The 18,456-nt window shown below is 63.8% G+C and carries 15 protein-coding genes; 7 read left to right on the top strand and 8 right to left on the bottom strand.

All coding sequences use genetic code 11. The features are described from left to right. The gene (locus AB4099_RS17815; protein ID WP_441479015.1) at positions 1–759 is read left to right on the top strand and encodes an ROK family protein; all 759 of its coding nucleotides are present in this window, start codon (positions 1–3) and stop codon (positions 757–759) included. Positions 760–1,514: 755 nt separating this feature from the next. On the opposite strand, the gene AB4099_RS17820 is transcribed toward AB4099_RS17815, so the two are convergent. After that, positions 1,515–1,946 (bottom strand): GNAT family N-acetyltransferase, encoded by a 432-nt coding sequence (locus tag AB4099_RS17820; RefSeq protein ID WP_441479016.1) that lies wholly within the window; start codon positions 1,944–1,946, stop codon positions 1,515–1,517. Positions 1,947–2,462: 516 nt separating this feature from the next. Between AB4099_RS17820 and AB4099_RS17825 the strand changes: the two genes are divergently transcribed. Genes AB4099_RS17825 through AB4099_RS17835 form a run of 3 tightly spaced genes read left to right on the top strand, consistent with a single transcriptional unit; the run spans position 2,463 to position 5,561 of the window. Continuing rightward, positions 2,463–3,515, top strand: a complete 1,053-nt coding sequence (locus AB4099_RS17825) for a type III polyketide synthase (RefSeq protein WP_441479017.1) — start codon at positions 2,463–2,465, stop codon at positions 3,513–3,515. Next, positions 3,512–4,018: an isoprenylcysteine carboxyl methyltransferase family protein gene (locus AB4099_RS17830; RefSeq protein WP_441479018.1), complete on the top strand. Its 507-nt coding sequence runs from the start codon at positions 3,512–3,514 to the stop codon at positions 4,016–4,018. Before AB4099_RS17825 ends, AB4099_RS17830 begins: the two co-directional genes overlap by 4 nt. After that, positions 4,002–5,561, top strand: coding sequence for a DHA2 family efflux MFS transporter permease subunit (locus AB4099_RS17835; protein ID WP_441479019.1), 1,560 nt, complete (start codon positions 4,002–4,004; stop codon positions 5,559–5,561). Before AB4099_RS17830 ends, AB4099_RS17835 begins: the two co-directional genes overlap by 17 nt. A gap of 283 nt (positions 5,562–5,844) precedes the next feature. Here AB4099_RS17835 and AB4099_RS17840 read toward each other — a convergent pair whose 3' ends face one another. Then, positions 5,845–7,170 (bottom strand): MFS transporter, encoded by a 1,326-nt coding sequence (locus tag AB4099_RS17840; protein WP_441479020.1) that lies wholly within the window; start codon positions 7,168–7,170, stop codon positions 5,845–5,847. A 564-nt stretch (positions 7,171–7,734) separates the two neighbouring features. Further along, a complete protein-coding gene (locus AB4099_RS17845; protein ID WP_113512762.1) occupies positions 7,735–11,463 on the bottom strand; it encodes a vitamin B12-dependent ribonucleotide reductase in 3,729 nt (1,242 codons plus the stop codon). A 733-nt stretch (positions 11,464–12,196) separates the two neighbouring features. On the opposite strand from AB4099_RS17845, the gene AB4099_RS17850 reads away from it, so the two are divergent. Further along, positions 12,197–12,607, top strand: coding sequence for an NADH:ubiquinone oxidoreductase subunit NDUFA12 (locus AB4099_RS17850; RefSeq protein WP_113512760.1), 411 nt, complete (start codon positions 12,197–12,199; stop codon positions 12,605–12,607). A 64-nt stretch (positions 12,608–12,671) separates the two neighbouring features. Here AB4099_RS17850 and AB4099_RS17855 read toward each other — a convergent pair whose 3' ends face one another. Next, positions 12,672–13,592 carry an alpha/beta fold hydrolase gene (locus tag AB4099_RS17855; protein ID WP_441479021.1) on the bottom strand — a complete coding sequence of 307 codons (921 nt, stop codon included), beginning with the start codon at positions 13,590–13,592 and terminating at the stop codon, positions 12,672–12,674. Between the two features lie 172 nt (positions 13,593–13,764). Here AB4099_RS17855 and AB4099_RS17860 point away from each other — a divergent pair, with 172 nt between their 5' ends. Both AB4099_RS17860 and AB4099_RS17865 read left to right on the top strand, forming a co-directional pair. After that, entirely contained in the window at positions 13,765–14,340 is a 576-nt protein-coding gene (locus tag AB4099_RS17860) for a CGNR zinc finger domain-containing protein (protein ID WP_441479022.1), read from the top strand. Between the two features lie 174 nt (positions 14,341–14,514). Then, positions 14,515–15,081: a DUF2155 domain-containing protein gene (locus tag AB4099_RS17865; RefSeq protein WP_441479212.1), complete on the top strand. Its 567-nt coding sequence runs from the start codon at positions 14,515–14,517 to the stop codon at positions 15,079–15,081. A 20-nt stretch (positions 15,082–15,101) separates the two neighbouring features. Here AB4099_RS17865 and aat read toward each other — a convergent pair whose 3' ends face one another. The 4 genes from aat to aroQ form a co-directional block, all read right to left on the bottom strand. Further along, positions 15,102–15,776, bottom strand: a complete 675-nt coding sequence (aat, locus tag AB4099_RS17870; RefSeq protein ID WP_441479023.1) for a leucyl/phenylalanyl-tRNA--protein transferase — start codon at positions 15,774–15,776, stop codon at positions 15,102–15,104. 169 nt (positions 15,777–15,945) lie between these two features. Further along, positions 15,946–17,307, bottom strand: a complete 1,362-nt coding sequence (accC, locus tag AB4099_RS17875; protein ID WP_113512813.1) for an acetyl-CoA carboxylase biotin carboxylase subunit — start codon at positions 17,305–17,307, stop codon at positions 15,946–15,948. Positions 17,308–17,336: 29 nt separating this feature from the next. Then, on the bottom strand, positions 17,337–17,795 hold the full coding sequence (gene accB / locus AB4099_RS17880; protein ID WP_113512752.1) for an acetyl-CoA carboxylase biotin carboxyl carrier protein: 459 nt from the start codon (positions 17,793–17,795) through the stop codon (positions 17,337–17,339). 82 nt (positions 17,796–17,877) lie between these two features. Further along, on the bottom strand, positions 17,878–18,336 hold the full coding sequence (aroQ, locus tag AB4099_RS17885) for a type II 3-dehydroquinate dehydratase (protein ID WP_113512750.1): 459 nt from the start codon (positions 18,334–18,336) through the stop codon (positions 17,878–17,880). Positions 18,337–18,456: the final 120 nt, after the last annotated feature.

The following is an 18,456-nucleotide window of genomic DNA, read 5'->3' on the forward strand; positions in this document are numbered from 1 at the left end:
ATGAAGAGCAAGCGCATCCATTCGGCCTCCCGCGCTGCCGGCCTCCTGCGTACCCTGGCGATCGATATCGGCGGCACCGGGCTGAAGGCTTCGGTGCTCGATGGTGCCGGACACATGGTGGTGAAGCGTCTGCGCGTGCCGACGCCCCATCCCTGCCGGCCGGAGATCCTGATGCGGGCGATCGCCGATCTGGTCGCGCCGCTGGCCCCGTTCGACCGCATCTCGATCGGCTTTCCCGGTGTCGTCCGTGACGGCAATGTGGTGACATCGCCCCATTTCGACGCCGATGCCTGGCGCGATTTCCCGCTGGAACATGCGATATCCCATCATTTCGGCAAGCCGGCGCGCCTGCTCAACGATGCCGAGGTGCAGGGCCTGGGGATCATCGCCGGACGGGGCCTCGAAGTGGTCCTGACGCTTGGCACCGGCGTCGGCAGCGCGGTGTTCAGCCAGGGCGCGCTGACCCCCCATCTGGAGCTCGCCCAGCATCCGATCCGCAAGGACATGACCTATAACGACTACGTTGGCGACGCGGCGCGTCACGACCTGCGCAAGAAGAAATGGAACAAGCGTGTCGTCAGGATGATCGCCATCGTCGACAGCCTGCTGCACTTTGACGTGCTCCATATCGGTGGCGGCAATGCCGCCAATCTCCATGTCGACCTGCCCGCTAATGTCCGTCTCGCCTCCAACGACGCCGGTCTTACCGGCGGCATCCGGCTCTGGGACGAGGCGGTCTGGGCGGCGGTCCGACGGTGACGCAGCGCACCGGGGGACGTCTGGCGGGTGCGTGCGCGGATGAGCTGTCAGAGCAGCAGCCGAAAGCGCTCTTCGTCATCCCCGGCCGATTGAGCGAAGCGAAGGGGGTAGCGGGACACGGGGGGCGACAGCCGGCGCTGTCGGTCCATGAAATCAGCCTGAAGACGATGGAGACCCGGTGCCTCGCTGCGTTTGGGCTCTGAGTTGCAGCCTTGGATCGCATGCCCCTCGCAGCGCTCGGCCGGGGATGACGTGGTGGGCTGCAGGCAGTGGACGCTGCTCCTCGCGCCTCTTGCTACCCGGCACGTCTCTTTCCCTCCTTGGTGGGTGGGGCAGACCTGGATGGGCCGTGCCGGCTCAACTCGTGGTCACAAACCGAATGTTGCCGCGCCGGGACAGGACATGGGGGCCACGAGATTGGTCGCCAGCCCCTGTCGGAGCCCGCGGGCATGGACGACCGTATTGGCCCTGGTGGTTATCGCTGGGCGCTTCTCCATCAGACGACCGCGGCAGGCGGGCAGGAGCCGTGCCAGATCGCATGCCGGCCAAGCTGCGGTGAATGTCGAGATAATCCGCTGCCATGCGCTCGACGGAGAACCTCTCCCCGAAGGCGGCCCGTACCCCAGTACGCGACAGCGCGCGGGCGAATTTCGCGTGCCCGCCCTTGCGGCATTTGCCGCTGGACTTACGTCCATTTTGGCGCCTTCACTCGAAAGAAACGGCGCGCATCTCATAACCGAACCTCGGAACCCCGGTTATTTCAGTGGAATTAGCCCGGCATCTGTAGATTTGAAACCGCAAGCGTCGAAGTAAAATGCCCTAAGGTGCGGGTCGAAATCTACGTGGAGCCATTCGCAGCCGGTCTGTTTCGCACGCTCGACCGCTTCCTCAATCAGGGCTTTCGCGATGCCTTGGCGCTGAAGTTCTGGCGATACCATAGTGTCCAGAACGAAAGCATGGACACCGCCATCCCATGCGATGTTCACGAACCCGATCAGTTTCTCTGATCGACGGGCACAGACCCAGCCAAGACTGTACCGGTTGACTTGTAACCACCAATCATCCTCAAACATCCGATGTTCAAAGCATTCGGCATGGAGAGCATTGACCTCAGTACTTTCGAACGTCCCTCGCCACTCGGTAATCTTGTCGGTCGAGCCTGAGCTTTTCGATGACATTTGTTCCATGCCCGCTGCTACATCAGGCGTTTCGTTCCGCGTCAATGCCCGGCTACTAGTCCGATGCGAAGAGCAGCCCGAGCCCTGGACGCCGCGGTCCTCGATGGACAGGTCGCGGATGAGCGATTTCCGGTCAGCGCATCGCAGGGATTAGCGGTGATGAAGCGGCAGCGACCCAAGATGGAACGTCTTCCCGAAATTGCGCGGATCAATCAGAACGAGGCCATCGTCGAAGTGCTCCGCGAGGCAGAGCGACCGGCGGACTACACCTGCCGGAAGGCTGGACGAAGCCGTAATGGAGACGCCTGCTTGATTTCATCCATTCTTACGGGATGTCAGCAAACAATGTGGCGTGCGACGCGACCGTCGCGGACATAGCGTTTGTCGGTTGCTGGTCTCCCTTTCGCCCGCGTCGTAATCACGCAGCCTGCCTCTGGAACTTGAGGGCGCGGTGAAGCATAGTTGACATGGCGCTGCAGGTCCGCCCGCATCGGGCGGCACCGCCCGCCATGCCTGGAAGTGGCTATGGCTCACCCGGTCAAGCTCGTTTCCGTCGCGACGGCTGTCCCGCCCCATGAGTTTCGCCAGCGCGATGTGGCAGCAGCCGCCCATCGGAGCTTTGCCGGCCGCTATCCCGATTTCGAGCAGCTTGCGCGCGTCTTCGAAAGTTCGGGCATCAGCCGCCGATATGCCGTCCGGCCGATCGAGTGGTATTTGCAGCCATTGGGATGGCCCGAGCGCAGTGCCGCCTACATCGCTGGCGCTTGCAACCTGTTCGTGGATGCAACGACGAAGGCGCTGGGCGCCGCCAACCTTCAGGCGTCCGAGATCGACACGATCGTGACGGTCTCATCGACGGGCATAGCGACCCCCAGCCTCGATGCCCGTGTCGCCGAGAGACTTGGTTTCCGAAGCGACGTCGAACGTGTGCCGGTGTTCGGCCTGGGATGTGCCGGCGGCGTATCGGGCTTCTCGATCGCGTCTCGATTGGCCGCGTCCCGTCCTGGTTCGACAGTCCTGCTCGTGGCGGTCGAGATCTGCACGCTGGCATTCCGACTCGATGTTCTGACGAAGGCCAACATCGTTGCGACCGCCTTGTTCGGCGATGGCGCCGCAGCCTGCATCCTGAAGGCAGGGCTGGATGGCATCGCCACGGTCGAGATGACCGGGCAGCACATGTGGCCCGACACGCTGGATATCATGGGATGGACTATCGATCCCCAGGGCTTTGGCGTGATCTTCGACCGGGCGATCCCGCCCTTCGCGGAGGAGCGGATCAATCCCGCCATTGCGGGGATCCTGGAGCGTGAAGGGCTATCGCTGTCCGACATCGATCTGTTTGCCTGTCATCCCGGCGGGAAGAAGGTGATCGAGGCCCTGGAAACCGCGTTGGCGCTCGGGGAAGGAGCGCTCGACCATGAACGTTCCGTCCTGTCCGACTATGGCAACATGTCAGCTCCGACGGCCCTCTTCGTCCTCCAGCGCGCGATCGCGGCAGGCCTGCCCCCGCGCACCCTGCTGACGGCAATGGGGCCGGGCTTCACCGTGAGTTGCGCCTCCCTGAGGCAAGCGGCATGACGCCGGCCATCCTGTTGCTGGCCCTGGTGACTGCCGAGCGGATCGGAGAACTCTGGCTCGCGAACAGAAATACGTCTGCCTTGCTCGCCAAGGGCGCAGTGGAGAAGGCTGCGGGCCACTACCCGCTGATCGTCCTGCTGCACGCAACCTGGCTGATCGGGCTCTGGGGGCTCGGTTGGGCACAAGCGCTCCATCTCGGCTGGCTAACGGTTTTCTGCCTGCTTCAGGGGCTGCGCCTTTGGGTGCTAGTGACGCTGGGCCGTCGTTGGACGACCCGCATCATCGTAACATCGGGCGAGACGCTCGTGGCACGGGGCCCTTATCGCTTTGTGTCGCACCCGAACTACATCGTCGTCATCGGCGAGATCGCTGTCTTGCCGCTGTGCCTTGGCCTGCCATGGTTTGCGCTTGTCTTTTCGATCGCCAACGGTCTCGTCCTGGCGATCCGCATCCGCGCGGAGAATGCTGCGCTTGACGAGGCTCGTCATGCCGCCACTGGCTGATGCGATGGGCGAAAGGCGCGTCACCGTGGCGACATGGATCGGCTTTGCCGCCATGTGCATCGGCATGTTCATGGCGATCCTCGACGTGCAGGTCGTCGTCACGTCCCTGCCGACGATCCAGAGCGCACTGGACATTCCGCCCGACCAGATGAGTTGGGTCCAGACCGCCTATCTCATCGCCGAGGTCATCGCGATTCCGCTGACGGGTTTCCTGACCCGCGTTCTCTCGATGCGCTGGCTGTTCGTCGTGGCGCTCGCCGTCTTTACCGCAGCCTCCATCGGCTGTGCGGCGAGCCAGTCGTTCCCAGCCCTGATCGCCTGGCGCGTCCTCCAGGGGTTTTCAGGCGGCACACTGATTCCCGCGGTTTTTTCGGCTGTCTTTTTGCTGTTCCCGCCGAGCAAGCAGCCCATCGCGACGACGTTGGCTGGCGTCTTTGCCGTGCTGGCGCCAACGGTCGGGCCGATCGTCGGTGGTTGGATCACGCAGACTTATTCCTGGCATTGGCTGTTCCTGATCAACGTCATTCCCGGCATCCTCTCAGCAGGATTTGCTGGTTTCCTCCTGCCACGTGACAAGCCGAGTCTCACCGAAGCGCGCACGCTCGATGCCCTGTCTCTGGTGATGATGACGATCGCGCTGGCAGCGCTCGAGATCGCCCTGAAGGAGGCACCTCAGCGCGGCTGGATCTCGGGTCTGATCCTGGGGCTCATCGCGCTAAGCCTGGCGAGCGGTTTCGGCTTCATCAAGCGGACGTTGCAAGCCGACGATCCGATCGTTGATCTGAGAAGCTTTGCGGACCGAAATTTCACGATCGGCAGCATCCTCAGCTTTGTTCTCGGCATCGGGCTGTTTGGATCCGTCTATTTGATGCCGGTCTTCCTGGCCTTCGTGCGCGATCACAATGCGCTCGAGATCGGTCAGATCATGCTGGTGACCGGCGTCGCCCAACTTGCCATCGCGCCGGTCGCCGTCGCTCTGGAGCGTCGTGTCGAGGTCCGCCTGTTGACCGGCATCGGCTTTGCGCTCTTCGCCCTCGGCTTGGGACTGAGTGCACTTCAGACCCCGCAGACCGACTATGACGCGATGTTCTGGCCGCAGGTGGTCCGTGGCCTGGCAATCATGTTTTGCCTTCTGCCACCGACGCGTCTTGCATTGGGGCAGCTTCCTCCGATGCGTGTTCCAGACGCCAGCGGCCTGTTCAACCTGATGCGAAACCTTGGCGGCGCGATCGGTCTCGCCCTGATCGACACCGTCATCTACAGCCGCTCGCCTGTGCACGGAACGGCGATCATGGAACGGCTGCAACGAGGCGAGGTCGAGACGGCGACGTTCATCGGTGTGCCCCTGGAACTCATGGCAGCGCGCCCGCCCGGGCCGCTCGACGCTCAGGCCCAGGCGCTGCTTCAGCCACTGGTTGAGAAGGCAGCTCTCGTCCTGTCGATCAACGAGGCCTGGGGACTGGTTGCCGTCCTCACGATCGCAGCCCTGGCGTTTGTTCCCTTTGCCAGGAAGGCGCCGATCGGCGATCAGGTTCGCGTCTGAGGGGCTTGGCGCCGAGCGATGCAACAAGCACAGTGCCAGAACCCTCTGCTTCACCGGCTCGAACGGGCTCCACAACTGCCGGAAACGAACTCAGCGCTGCATAATGGCTTGGGGGCAAGGTCACAGACACTCTCCGGGGCGAAACACACCCTGTCCCCAAACCTTGTTCTGTCGACCTCGCTTGGGGGCCGGAGAGCTTCTCATTGGCCCACCCCTCTGGCGCTCCGTCCGGCTCGTGGCGCGCCGAGTCGGCGGCGCCAGCGGCAGCCAGGGGGACCGTGCCCTATTCGTATTCGCCCTCAATGTCCCTCCCGGTATAGTCCGTCATCAGCGCTGTCGCGATCAGACTGAGCACCGAGCAGGCGAGAATGTAGAAGGCGATCGCGTAGGCCGTTCCATACCTGCTGAATAACCACGCGGCGATGAGCGGAGCCGGGCCGCCGGCGATCACGGAGGCGAGCTGATAGCCGAGCGACGCGCCGCTATAGCGCAGCCGACCGGTAAAGGATTCCGCGATCAGCGCCGCTTGCGGTCCATACATCATGTTGTGCGGCACGAGCGACATCACGATGGCGATGAAAATCAGCGCCGCAGAGCCCGTGTTCAGCAGCCCAAAATAGATGAAACCGAACACGCCGACAGTCGCCGCGCCAATCATGTACATGCGCTTGCGTCCGATCAGATCAGAGATATGGCCGAAGAGGGGGATCGAAACGAAGGACAGCATCGAGGCTGCCAGCACGGCGATGAGGAGAAAGTCGCGCGATACCTTCAGCGTCCCGACGCCATAGGAGAAGATGAAGGCGGTGAAGATGTAGAAGGGCGCCTGCTCCGCCTGGCGCAGAAGCGCGCAGAGCAGGATCTCTTTCGGCTGGTGCCGCACGACCTGCAACATCGGTGCGCGCTCGACTTTGTTTTCAGCAACGAGCTTGCTGAAGATCGGCGTCTCCATGATGCCCAGCCTGATCCAGAGGCCGACGGCAACGAGCAGGAGGCTCAGGAGGAACGGAATGCGCCAGCCCCATGTCAGGAACTGATCGCCGGATAGCCAACTGAACACGAGGACTGCGAGATTGGCGAGGAAGAGGCCGCAAGGCACGCCGAACTGCGGCCAGGATGCGATGAAACCGCGATGGCTGGAGGTCCGCGCCCATTCCATCGAGAGCAGCACGGAACCGCCCCATTCACCGCCCACGCCGACGCCCTGGATAAAGCGCAGCGCCGTCAGGATGATCGCGCCCCAAATGCCGATGCTGTCGTAAGTCGGAACGAGCGCGACCAGAAAGGTCGCAATTCCCATTAGCATGAGCGTTGCGATGAGCGTCGATTTGCGGCCGATCCGGTCGCCATAGTGGCCGAAGATCGCCGCGCCGACCGGCCGGGCGAGAAAGCCGACCGCATAGACGGCAAATGCCTCGAGCGTACCGACGAGCGGCTCCGATCGCGGGAAAAACAGCCGCGCGAAGACGAGGCCGGTCACCGTGCTGTAAAGGAAGAAGTCATACCATTCGATCGCGGTACCGACCGTGCTCGCTACGATGGCACGTCGAAGCTGTCTGCCATGCTCCTGCTCGGACAGCATGCCGGCGCCAAGATCCATGGTTGTCATGATCAGCCTCCACGCATCGTCGCTTCCGCTGCATAGGCCATCTCAGGAGATAGTGAGGCATAGCTCCTTCCTCAAGCTCTGCAGACGTTTACGATGTCTGCTTCATGACGCCTCACTGATGAGTTCACATGCGAACCAATGTTCGTGGCGATCCAAGAGTCTCCTGACCTGTCGCTGAGAGACTTGTGGCCTTCGCGGAACTCGGGTGGGAAGGGCACCACACGGCCGCGCCAGAGCATGTTGTCGATCAGGCCGCTGGGCCAGGTAAGGCGCAGAGTGGCGGCATGGAAGTCCGAGACATCGAAGCTGGAGGGGCGGCGAGGCCGCGAGCTCATGCGCTTTGCGCGCGGTCAAGCGAGGCAAGCTCCTGAAGAGCGTGGAGTACGCGTCCTATCGAGAGGACATTCTCGGGCGACAGATCCACGTCCGTCCCTGAAAATCCAAAGCCCGGCCGAAGCCGGGCCTCTCTGTTCGTTCAGCGGCTTGATGACTCCACTCGGGAGACCGACCGCAGCGGTGCCGCGAACGTCCGGGTGCGGCGCCTACACAACCGGTCGGAGCAAATCAGGAGCACCCGGTCGTCGAGCCGCAGGTGTTGCACTTCAGGCAGGTGCCGTTGCGGACCAGTGTGAAGTTGCCGCACTCGCCGCAGGAGTCGCCGACATAGCCCTTCATGATCGCTTCGGCGCGACGCTCCGAGGCGGTCGGCTGGCCGGCGGGGGCCGCGAAGCCGAGCTTGGCCAGTTCGGCTTCGCCCACGGCCTCTTCTTCGGCGTCCGGCTTCAGCGCGGTCGCACCTGCCGTTGCGAAGGAGGTGACGTTGCTGCTGCTACGAGCGACGGCCTCGTGGACGATTCCGCCCTGGATGGCGAGCAGGTTGATCGGCTTGCCACGGCGGAATCCGGTCGAGGCCAGCGGGGTCGAGGTGATCGGACCGATAGCATCCGGCGCCTTGTCCTGGCCGACGCCGCCGCCGATCACGTCATGGCCGATCTCGCTCGGGTCGACATGGGCGAGGTCGTTGCGCGAGAGATAGCTGATCGCCAGCTCGCGGAAGACGTAGTCGAGGATCGAGGTGGCGTTCTTGATCGACTGGTTGCCCTGCACGAAGCCTGAGGGCTCGAAGCGCGTGAAGGTGAAGGCCTCGACATATTCTTCCAGCGGCACGCCGTATTGCAGGCCGAGCGAGACTGCGATCGCAAAGTTGTTCATCATCGCCCGGAAGGCAGCGCCCTCCTTGTGCATGTCGATGAAGATCTCGCCGAGGCGTCCGTCCGAGTATTCGCCGGTGTGCAGGTAGACCTTGTGCCCGCCGACGACGGCTTTCTGGATATAGCCGGTGCGACGGTCCGGCATCTTCTCGCGTTCGCGCTTGCGTTCGATCCGTTCGACGATGCGCTCGACGATCTTCTCGGCGACATGGGTGGCGCGCGCCGCCATCGGCTGCTGGTGCAGCGACTCGACCGCGTCCTCGGCGTCGTCATCCTCGTCCGAGATCAGGGCCGAGTTCAGCGGCTGCGATAGCTTCGAGCCGTCGCGGTAGAGGGCGTTCGCCTTCAGGGCCAGCTTCCAGGAGAGCAGATAGGCGCTTTTGCAGTCCTCGACGGTGGCGTCGTTCGGCATGTTGATGGTCTTCGAGATCGCGCCCGAGATGAAGGGCTGCGCCGCCGCCATCATGCGAATGTGGCTCTCGACCGAGAGATAGCGCTTGCCGATGCGCCCGCACGGATTGGCGCAGTCGAAGACGTTGTAATGCTCGAGCTTGAGGTGCGGCGCGCCTTCCAGCGTCATCGCTCCGCAGACATGGACATTGGCGGCCTCGATCTCGGCCTTCGAGAAGCCAAGGAAGGGCAGGAGCTCGAACGACATATCGTTCAGCTTCTCGACCGGGACCTTGAGCTCATTGACGAGGAAGTCCTCGCCCAGCGTCCACTTGTTGAAGACGAACTTGATGTCGAAAGCGGCCTTCAGGTCCTTCTCGACGGCGTCGATCTTGGCCTGCGGGAAGCCTTTGGCCCGAAGCGAGCCGTGATTGATGCCGGGCGCCTGGGCAAGCGAGCCATGGCCGACGGCATAGGCCTCGATCTCGGCGATCTCGGCCTCGCGATAGCCGAGCGAGCGCAGCGCGTCGGGAACGGCGCGGTTGATGATCTTGAAGTAGCCGCCGCCGGCAAGCTTCTTGAACTTCACCAGCGCGAAATCGGGCTCGATGCCGGTGGTGTCGCAGTCCATGACGAGGCCGATCGTGCCGGTCGGCGCGATCACCGTCGTCTGAGCATTGCGATAGCCGTACATCTTGCCGAGCGAGAGGGCCTCGTCCCAGACGGCGCGGGCGCGTTCCGACATGGTGGCGCTGGAACCGCCGAGGCGGGCGAGCGTGCCATGGTCGAGCGGCACCGGCGTGACCTGCAGGCCTTCATAGCCGGAGGCCTGCCCATGCGCGGCGGTGCGGTGGTTGCGAATGACGCGCAGCATGTGGCTGGCGTTCTTCTTGTATCCGGGGAAGGGGCCAAGCTCGCCCGCCATTTCGGCCGAGGTTGCGTAGGAGACGCCGGTCATGATCGCGGTGAGGGCGCCGGCAAGCGCGCGGCCTTCCTCGGAATCATAGCCAAGGCCCATGGTCATCAGCAAGCCGCCGATATTGGCATAGCCGAGGCCGAGCGTGCGGAACTCGTAGGACAGCTCGGCGATCTCGCGGCTCGGGAACTGCGCCATCGTCACCGAGATCTCGAGCACGACGGTCCAGAGCCGGCAGAGATGCTCATAGGCGGCGACGTCGAAGCTCTTGGTCTCGCGGTCGTAGAACTGCAGCAGATTGGCGGAGGCCAGATTGCAGGCGGTGTCGTCGAGGAACATGTATTCCGAGCACGGGTTCGAGGCGCGGATGCGTCCCGAGGCCGGGCAGGTATGCCAGTCGTTCATCGTGGTGTTGAAGTGCAGGCCGGGATCGGCGCTCGCCCAGGCGGCATAGCCGATCTTCTCCCAGAGATCGCGAGCCTTCAGCGTCTTCAGGACCTTGCCGGTGGTGCGGGCGGTGAGGTTCCAGTCCGCATCCGCTTCCACCGCGCGCAGGAAGTCGTCGGTCAGCGAGACCGAGTTGTTCGAGTTCTGGCCGGAGACAGTGAGATAGGCTTCCGAATCCCAGTCGGTGTCGTAGATGTCGAACTGGATGTCGGTATAGCCCTGGCGGGCGAATTGGATGACGCGCTTGATATAGTTGTCCGGCACCATCGCCTTGCGAGCGAGCTTGACCTCGCGCTTCAAGGCCGGGTTCTTCTCGGGGTCGAAGCAGGAATCGCCGTCGCCTTCGCAATTCACGCAGGCCTTCATCACGGCCTTCATGTGCTTCTGGACGATTTTCGAGCCGGTGACGAGCGCAGCGACCTTCTGCTCCTCGCGCACCTTCCAGTCGATATAGGTCTCGATATCGGGGTGATCGACATCGACCACGACCATCTTGGCGGCGCGGCGCGTCGTTCCGCCCGATTTGATGGCGCCCGCGGCGCGATCACCGATCTTGAGGAAGGACATAAGGCCGGAGGAGCGGCCACCGCCGGCGAGCTTCTCGCCTTCGCCACGCAACATCGAGAAGTTCGAGCCGGTGCCGGAACCATATTTGAACAGGCGCGCCTCGCGGACCCAGAGGTCCATGATACCGCCTTCGTTGACGAGATCGTCGGCCACGCCCTGGATGAAGCAGGCATGCGGCTGCGGATGCTCGTAGCTGGACTTCGACTTCACCAGCTTGCCGGTCTTGAAGTCGACGTAAAAATGGCCCTGGCCGGGGCCGTCAATGCCATAGGCCCAGTGCAGGCCGGTATTGAACCATTGCGGCGAGTTCGGGGCGACGCGCTGGGTGGCGAGCATGAAGCGCAACTCGTCATGGAAGGCCGCGGCATCTTCTTCCGAGGAGAAATAGCCGCCCTTCCAGCCCCAATAGGTCCAGCAGCCGGCGAGGCGGTCAAAGACCTGCTTGGAGGAAATCTCGGAGACGTAGCGCTCGCTCTCCGGGAGTTGGGCAAGCGCCGCCTCGTCGGGAACAGAGCGCCAGAGGAAGGAGGGAACCTCGTTCTCCTCGACACGCTTCAGCGCTGCCGGCACGCCCGCCTTGCGGAAGTACTTTTGCGCGAGCACATCGCTCGCCACCTGGGACCAGGCCTCGGGAACCTCGATGCCTTCGAGACGGAAGACGATCGAGCCGTCAGGATTGCGGATCTCGCTGACAGCCGAACGGAAGGGAATCGCGGCGTAGGGCGACTGTCCGGTGGTGGTGTAGCGGCGCTCGATGCGCATGATCTTGGTCCCCAATGCATGCCGCGGGCGAAAATGCCCCGCGCGGCCGGTTGATCACCGGCTCCTGATGTCAGCCCAACTCGGTTTGATGCCCCTGGATTCCGCAGCGGTGTTTCCCGCCGTCGGTACTCCGGACGCCACCAGACAGACCGTACGCCACCGTTCGCCGCCGCCAGGGATGGCATGCCACGCGGTGATCACCTCGACCCGTCCGGGAACTCTCTCGCGGGTGTCGAAGGCGTCTCCGCCAGCCGTCACGCGACTGACAAAAACTAGTCCCGACTGGGGTGGTCCGTCAAGGATTAGTGCGCCGCAAACCCTGTGGACACGACATCTTGTATGTATCTGTGTGTTCTGGGGATAAGTTTCAAGCCGCCAGCTAAGCACCCGGAATCACGAGCGGAATCGGTACGCCTGGGCGAAGGGTGGACGATCTCGCAGGCGGCGGAAAGCATAAAATTCGCGGCAGTCATGGTTGACCATGGGTGAATGGGCCCGTCCCGCCTGACCATCGCAAGCGCCATCTGCAGAGCCTGCGCCAAGTGCCTGGAGACAGGTAATCTTCGCGTTTCGAACCGTGCCTGGAGCGTGTTCGCAAGGTGGCCGAATCATGGTGGCGCGCCTTCCGGCGACGCGCCCTTCCGACGAAACTGCCGTGAATCCTCCTGCGGGCTGGACAGGGCCGGATGCTCTCGCCATAAGTCGCGCGACGCGGACCGGGCGGACGAGAGCCATGAAGCAAACGTTGCTGCAGATCTTTACCTGGTGGAACGGCCAGACCATTGGCACGCGCTTCCACACCTGGCGCTTCGGCGAGAAGGTCGGCCAGGACGAATTCGGCAATACCTATTACCGCACCAAGGGTGGGGTGAAGGACAAGGCGCTGGGCCTGCAGCGGCGCTGGGTGGTCTATAACGGCCCGGCTGAAGCTTCGACCATTCCGGCTGGCTGGAATGGCTGGCTGCATCACACCGTCGATATCGCTCCCTCCGAGGAGAGCTATCAGCCGCGCGAGTGGCAGAAGCCGCATCAGCAGAACTGGACGGGAACGGCGCAGGCCTATCGTCCTCAGGGCTCGACCCTGGCCGAAGGCGAGCGGCCACCAGCAACCGGCGATTACGAGGCCTGGACGCCCGGGCGCTGACGCCTGAACGGACGGTTTGAAAAGGGGCCGCGGCGAATAATCGCCGGCGGCCCTTTCGATTCAATCAGGCGCTCACTCGGCCCTTCGGCAGTCGCTTCATGAAGGCGTCGATTCGTTCCGCGATCTCGCCGGAATGGGTCTCCAGCGCAAAATGTCCGGCATCGAACAGATGCACCTCCGCAGTCGGCAACTGCTCCTTCAGATAGTCGACGCCCGTCAGCATGAAGAATGGATCGCTCTTGCCCCAGACGATCAGCGCGGGGGGCTGATGCCGGGCGAGATAGGCCTGCCAAGCCGGGTAAGCGGCAAAATTGCTCTGATAGTCATACAGAAGCTGCAGCTGGATGTCCTGATTGCCCGGGCGATCCAGCCCGGCCTGGTCATGGTGCCAGGCATCCGGTGAAAGCCGCTCCAATCTGGTCGCGCCATGCGTGTACTGGAACTTCGTGCCGTCGGCCTTGAGCAGATCGCGGAAGGGCCTTTCGGTATCGGGCGTCCAATTGCGCCAGAACGGCTCCATGTCCCGGCGGGCCTCCGCGCTCCAGGCGCCTGCATTGGCCACGGCATTCTGAATGATCAGCGCGCGAATGTGCTCCGGATGCTTGAGCGCGAGGCGAAAGCCGATCGGACCGCCATAGTCCTGGATATAGAGCGCATAGCGGGTGAGGCCGACCTGCTCCGTGAAGCCGTCGATCACCTCGGCGAGCCTGTCGAAGGAGTAGGCGAATTCGCTCGGCGCAGGCGCGGAGCTGTGACCGAAGCCGGGATAATCGGGCGCAACGACGCGGTAGCCCTTGGCCAGCAGCGGCAGCAGGTCGCGGAACATGTGCGATGAGGACGGAAAGCCGTGCAACAGCAGGATGGCGGGAGCGTCCCGAGGTCCGGCCTCTCGATAGAAGATGTCGAGGCCCTCTATGCGGGCAGTGCCGTAGCGGACCGCGACTGAYGGGGCGAGGATGGGCACAACGGACGGTGCGGTGGACATGAGGGGGCTCCGAGAATGTGAAACATGGCGACTGCGGCAGAACTGATGGACGATCGTATTCGAGTATGTAACCTGTCATTATGCGATTTAACGGTGTCATTTGACATGTAACCTGTCAACAAATAAATTAGAGGTTACAAACGACATTGACCGATGGCCTCCGGAGCGGCTCTTGCCTGCGACCCCAACCAATGATGATTTCCGGGACGGCTTTCCCTTCATGGGCGGCCGACCTTGGCTCGATCTGCTCAACACCAGGCCGGTAACCGAGACCGGACCTCGTGATCTGCTCGGTGAGCCGCAGTCCATGGCTGCGTGGCTCGCCGCGGCCGGGCTAGGCGAGGGGGAGACGCCCGAATCCGGTTTTGAGCTCAAGGGCTTGCGTGAAACCCTTCGTCCGGCCTTTGACCTGTTGCAGCAGGGCAAGCCGCTGCCGGAAGCGTCGCTCGCTGCGATCAACCGCCTGCTCGTGCCGGTGACCGAGCGCTATCAGTTGCACAGGGGTGACGAGGGCTATGCGCTCATGGCCGTGGCGAATCGGGGCCTCGGAGCGGCATCGAGAATCGCACTCGATTTCGCTCGCTTCGTCTGCGACCACGAGCCGGCACGGCTCAAGCACTGCGCCAACCACGACTGCGTGATGGCGTTCTACGACAGAGGGCGGAACAATACGCGGCGCTGGTGCACGATGAGCACCTGCGGCAACCGCGACAAGGTTGCCCGCTTCCGGGCGCGCAAGAGCCCGTGATGTGGTGCCGCCGCAGGTCCCACTGTGGCCCGGCTGCCCTTTTTCCGCTGCGATTGCCGTGTTAAGCCGCAGCCCCCGTCTTCTGGCGGGAGGGGAGATTCGTAGCAGAAGATGCGGTCCGTCAGCAGATTGTCGAAGGTGGCGGCCCTGGCCGCGCCAGCTCTCGCGGCCCTGATGGCCGCCCAGCCTGCGAAGGCCGACCGCATCCGCAATCCGACTGCGGTTTTTGCCGGCCTCGACAAGATCACAGGCCGGATCATCTCCTTCGAGGTGGCGATCGACGAAACCGTTCAGTTCGGTGCGCTGCAACTGACGCCGCGCGTTTGCTGGACCCGCCCGCCGACCGAGAACCCGCAGACCACCTCCTTCGTCGAGGTGGACGAGGTGACCTTCGCCAACGAGTACCGGCGCATCTTTACGGGCTGGATGTATGCCGCGAGCCCCGGTCTGCATGGTGTCGAGCACGCGATCTATGATGTCTGGCTGACAGACTGCAAGGGCGGTACCGAGCTTGTGGTCGATCCCAAGGATCCGGAAGCGCCGCCGCCGCCGGAAGAGCGCAGGCCGCGCACGCCGCCGCGCGACGTCAACCAGTTGCCGCCGGGCACGCAGCTTCCCCCGGGACAGCGCATGGATGTGGCTCCGCCGCGTGGCGTGCCGGTTGAGCCCCGTCAGGCGCCGAGCCAGCGCTTCTTTCCGACCAATCCTGTTCCCGGACGCGATCCCGCCGGCAACAACTGAGGCAGGGGCTGGGGCTGAGCTCAAATGAACTCAGCCAGGGCCTCGCGACCACTGATGTCCTGGCCCTTTGGCCAGCTCCACCATTCAGCGTCATGTGCGATCGCAGCTTCGAGCAGCATGCGATAGGCCTCGCGTGGCACCTCCTGTGTGCCGAACTGGGCCAGGTGCGTGGTCTGGAACTGGGCATCGAGCAGGCGGTAACCGCCGCGCTTCAGCCGGGCCACCAGATGGACAAGCGCGACCTTCGAGGCGTCCGTCGCCCGATGAAACATGCTCTCGCCGAAGAACGCTGCACCTAGGGACAGGCCGTAGAGCCCGCCGACAAGCTTTCCATCGCGCCAGCATTCGACGCTGTGGGCGTTCCCGAGCTGGTGAAGTGCGCCAAACAGCTCCCTGATCCGCGTATTGATCCAGGTATCGGGCCGGTCCGGACGTGCTTCGGCGCAGGCCGCGATGACCTGGTGGAAAGCAGTATCGACGCGGATCTCGAAAGGATCGGCACGGACCGTACGGGCAAGGCGTGAAGGCAGATGGAAATTCGCGAGCGGGATCACGCCTCTGACCTCAGGCTCGACCCAGAACAGGTTTGGATCGTCGGCGCTCTCCGCCATCGGGAAGATGCCGGCTGCGTAAGCGCGCAGCAGGATTTCCGGTGTGATCACGGGCGAGCGTACTGGCGCTGAACGAGCCTTCATCTGCAGATGGGAGCGTGAGCGCGGCGCCAAGTCAAACGCGAAAGCTGCGCTCTTTCGTCATGGCCGGCCCCGTCGCGACAGTCCCCGTCACTATGGTGCGGCTTGCGACCGGGACATCGTGGGGTGTCGATGCCCGCCATTGGGCGGGCATGACAGGGCGTGACCGACGTTATTGTCCTTCGGGCCCCATGCCGCCCGCGGCCAGGAACTTCTCGAGCCAGTGGATATTGTAGTCGCCGTTCAGGATGTCGGGATTACGTACGAGCGTACGGAACAGCGGCAGGGTCGTATCGACACCATCGACGACGAACTCGTCGAGCGAGCGGCGCAGGCGCATCAGGCATTCCGCCCGGTTGCGACCATGCACAATCAGCTTGCCGACCAGAGAATCGTAATGCGGCGGGATCGAGTATCCCTGGTAGGCCGCAGAATCGACGCGGACGCCAAGCCCGCCCGGCGTATGGAACGAGGCGATCTTGCCGGGCGAGGGGCGGAAATTCGCGGGATGCTCGGCATTGACGCGGCACTCGATGGCGTGGCCCTCGATGATGATGTCGCTCTGCTTGAGCGAGAGCGGCGCGCCGGCGGCAATACGGATCTGCTCGTTCACCAGATCGATCCCGGTGATCATCTCGGTGACCGGATGCTCGACCTGGATGCGGGTGTTCATTTCGATGAAATAGAACTCGCCGTCCTCGTAAAGGAACTCGATCGTACCGGCGCCGAGATAACCGAGATCGGCCATCGCCTTGGCGCAGATCGTGCCGATCCGGTCACGCTCGCCGGCATTGAGCGCAGGCGAGGGCCCTTCTTCCCAGACCTTCTGGTGGCGGCGCTGCAGAGAGCAGTCGCGCTCGCCGAGATGGATGGCATGGCCGCGGCCGTCGCCAAGGATCTGGATTTCAATGTGGCGCGGCTTCTCGAGATATTTCTCGATATAGACAGCGTCATCGCCAAAGGCGGCCTTGGCCTCGGTCCGTGCGGTCTGGAGCGCAACGACGAGATCATCCTCGCTGCGCGCCACCTTCATGCCGCGTCCGCCGCCGCCGGCCGCCGCCTTGATGATGACGGGAAAGCCGATATCACGCGCGATGCGCAGGGCTTCCGCATCCTCGCTGACACCGCCCTCTGAGCCGGGGACGCAGGGAATGCCGAGGCGCTTGGCCGTGCGCTTGGCCTCGATCTTGTCGCCCATCACCCGGATATGCTCGGCCTTGGGGCCGATGAAGGCGATGTTGTGCCGATCGAGAATCTCGGCGAAGCGGGCGTTCTCCGACAGGAAGCCGTAGCCGGGATGGACCGCATCGGCGCCTGTGATCTCACAGGCCGCGATCAGGGCTGGAATATTGAGATAGCTTTCGCGGGCGCTCGGGGGGCCGATGCAGACGCTCTCATCGGCGAGGCGCACATGCATGGCATTGGCATCCGCGGTGGAATGGACCGCGACGGTCGCAATGCCGAGCTCCTTGGCCGCGCGCAGGACGCGCAGCGCGATCTCTCCGCGGTTGGCGATCAGGATCTTGTCGAACATCTTCGGCTCGTCCGCGCCCGCTGCCACACTCACTCGATCACCAGAAGCGGCTCGCCGTACTCGACCGGCTGCCCGTCCTCGACCATGATCGCCGTGACCTTGCCGGCGCGCGGCGCGACGATGTCGTTGAAGGTCTTCATCGCCTCGACGAGAAGGACGCGTTCGCCCGCCTTCACCTCCTGGCCGATCTCGACGAAGGGCTTCGCTTCGGGCGAGGGGCGGCGATAGGCGGTGCCGACCATCGGGGAGGGAACGGTACCGGGGTGGGCGGCGGCCGACTTGGCCTCGACCGGCGCGGTCACGACCGGTGCATGGACCGCGGCCGGGGCATGCGAGGCGACGGGCACCTGCACGGTTGCAGAGATGGTGCGGGCCACTCGGACGCGCAGATCACCCTTCTCGACCTCGATCTCGGACAGGTCGGTCTCGTTGAGGAGCTGCGCGAGTTCGCGCACCAGTTCGGGATCGATCGGGCTCTTGGTCGCCATGGCGGGTTTCACCGTCTTCGTCGTCTTGGTTGAGAGGATGGGCAGCCGCGAGGCGCCACCCTGCTGGATTGAACCGGCCCGTTCAGGCCGCCGTCTTTTCCGCGCGCTTCTGGAGAAGCGGCACGATCGCGTCGAAAGCAAGATCATAGCTGGCGACGCCGAAGCCGCAGATCACGCCGACGCAGACCGGCGCCATGTAGGAATGGTGCCGGAATTCCTCGCGGGCGTGCACATTTGAGACATGGACCTCGATGGCGAGCGCCTCGGTGCCCTTGATCGCATCGCGCAGGGCGACGGAGGTGTGGGTGTAGGCGCCGGCATTGATGATGATGCCGGCTCCCGCCAGCCCTGCCTGCTGCACGCGGGTGACAAGCTCGCCTTCGAAATTGGTCTGGCTGAAGGTCAGCTCGACCCCGGCAGCGGCGGCCCTCGCCTTGAGACGTTCCTCGACGCCGGCGAGCGTCACCGAACCGTAGGTTCCGGGCTCGCGGGTGCCGAGCAGATTCAGATTGGGTCCGTTCAGGACGTGGACGGCGACCATGGCTCGCGTTGATTCCTCAAGCCGCGAAGCTGCGGCGTCGGCGTCGTCTTAACCGGAACGGCGGGACAGGGGAAGCCTGTGACACCGGCCTGCGATGAGAGCCACCACAGGCCGGCCGGT

Source organism: Allobosea sp. 2KB_26, assembly GCF_052115715.1.
Classification (GTDB): domain Bacteria; phylum Pseudomonadota; class Alphaproteobacteria; order Rhizobiales; family Beijerinckiaceae; genus Allobosea.